At 59.4% G+C, this 1,856-nt stretch carries 2 protein-coding genes; one reads left to right on the top strand and one right to left on the bottom strand.

The genetic code is table 11. The features are described 5' to 3' along the window. Window positions 1–232: 232 nt before the first annotated feature. Window positions 233–856, top strand: coding sequence for a tyrosine-type recombinase/integrase (locus B0E41_RS00065; protein WP_077327331.1), 624 nt, complete (start codon window positions 233–235; stop codon window positions 854–856). 220 nt (window positions 857–1,076) lie between these two features. Here the strand turns inward: B0E41_RS00065 and B0E41_RS00060 are convergent, their stop codons facing one another. Next, a complete protein-coding gene (locus B0E41_RS00060) occupies window positions 1,077–1,613 on the bottom strand; it encodes an SMI1/KNR4 family protein (protein ID WP_077327328.1) in 537 nt (178 codons plus the stop codon). Between the last annotated feature and the right edge of the window lie 243 nt (window positions 1,614–1,856).

Genomic DNA, 1,856 nt, shown 5'->3' with positions numbered 1-1,856 from the left:
ACGCAATGCTGGAGTTCGAGGGCAAGAGCTACCGACTCAAGGAGGCAGCGGCACGCATCGCCGTCACACCCGAGTCGTCATAATCCGGCCGTCCTGCCTGGGGGAATTTGGGGTGGCCAAGGGTGGGGGAATTTGACCTGGCCATCGGGGTCTGTTCAGACTTGACGCAGCGCAATATGCCGGCACCTGACAAGCGCATGCTCTGGGACCCTCAACTCGATGGGAGACCATCATGGAAAACTCAGGCATCACTGTTCATCAAGAGCCATGGAACAAGGGCAAGATCGTCGGGCAAAAGGCTCCCTTCAAGGTGAAGGACATCTGGGCCCTGCGAGTACGTCTTCAGATGGAAGGCCGGGTACGCGAGCTCGCACTCTTCAACCTCGGCATTGACAGCAAGCTTCGCGGATGCGACCTCGTTGCACTCAAGGTCCGCGACGTGTCCCATGGTGACCAGGTGGCAACTCGAGCCATCGTCATGCAGCACAAGACCAAGCGCCCAGTCCAGTTCGAGATCACGGGAGTTACCCGAGAAGCCCTTCAAGCCTGGATCAAACAGGCAGCGCTGAAATCAGATGACTTTCTGTTCCCCAGCAGGCTCCACGATTCGCCCCACCTGGGAACTCGGCAGTACGCCCGGATTCTTGGGCGCTGGGTTGGTGACCTTGGCCTTGATCGTTCTGAGTATGGGACCCACTCGATGCGAAGGACCAAGGCGACGTTGATCTATCGACGCACCAAAAACCTCCGAGCCGTGCAACTGCTACTCGGCCACTCCAAGCTGGAATCGACCGTGAGGTACCTGGGTATCGAAGTCGACGACGCTCTTGAAATCTCCGAACAGACGGAAATCTGAGGTGGTCATCGTAGGCGGCCTTTGCTCCGGCACCGGGGCGGCCGCCTTCAATGGCGGTTATGTGGAGTCCGTCAGGAGCAGTGCTTTCGGCCAGGAGCGGCCTTTGCGCACTCGTTGGAGCAGTCGTTCAACGACCAGGCTCAGCAACGGCGGGAGCGCGCTGAGCGACGAGTCTTTGATGAAGGACCGCATACCTTCGCCGAGTGCTGTAGCACCTCGGTCAGGCGTCTTCGTCAAAGGCGCCGTCGTCCTCCAAGCCGCGGATGAACGCCTCGAAGCTCGCGGCCAAGACCACGATCTTGTAGTCCCACTCCTGGTCGATGTGGACCACCTGCGGTTCGCCCGTCGGCCCGCACACCCGGTAGTCCAGGCAGACCATGTCGTGCCCTGCCGAGGGGCAGTCGGCGAAGTAGACACCGATAGGCGGATAGCCCCACTCTTCTGTCCAGAACGGGCTGCCGAACTCGCCAAGAAGGGAACAAGGCTTGTCTCCGCCGATGGAGTACAGACCGGTGATGGCAATGTGATCGTGTGACCACGAGGTTCGCTCTTTGGCTCGGTGGTTCGTCCGGCAGGGTATGCCACCGTTCTGAAACCGCATGAACTCGACGTAGGACGTGGGCAGCTTGTATCCCAACTTGCGCTCGACGGCCGCCACGGCCTCGTCGGTCAGCGGCGCACCGATGTACTCCTTGAGCGCGTACTCGGACGGCTCCCAGAAGCCAGCCATGTCGAAACCGGCAAAGACCTTGACCATTCCAACACCCTCCTTTGCCAAACCTTGATTCAAACGGCAAATCACAGAATACACAAAAGCGCGGACGCTAAACGGAGTCGAACGGCATCTCAAAACGGCTCTTGTCGAAGGGCTGCTGCGTATTTCAGCCCATCGTGGACGGCATTTCAGGTTGATGGTGGACGGGATTTCAACGTAGTCGTGGACGGCGTTTCAGTCTGATCGTGGACGCTGTTTCAGCGCCATCGTGGACGATTGGGGGTT

It is taken from the genome of Hydrogenophaga sp. A37, assembly GCF_002001205.1.
Lineage (GTDB): Bacteria > Pseudomonadota > Gammaproteobacteria > Burkholderiales > Burkholderiaceae_C > Hydrogenophaga.
This window is presented reverse-complemented; position numbering and strand designations above follow the sequence as displayed.

Coding starts and splice junctions, on each gene's coding strand:
- B0E41_RS00065 (WP_077327331.1), top strand. CDS start 233: ATGGAAAACTCAGGCATCACTGTTCATCAAGAGCCATGGAACAAGGGC.
- B0E41_RS00060 (WP_077327328.1), bottom strand. CDS start 1,613: ATGGTCAAGGTCTTTGCCGGTTTCGACATGGCTGGCTTCTGGGAGCCG.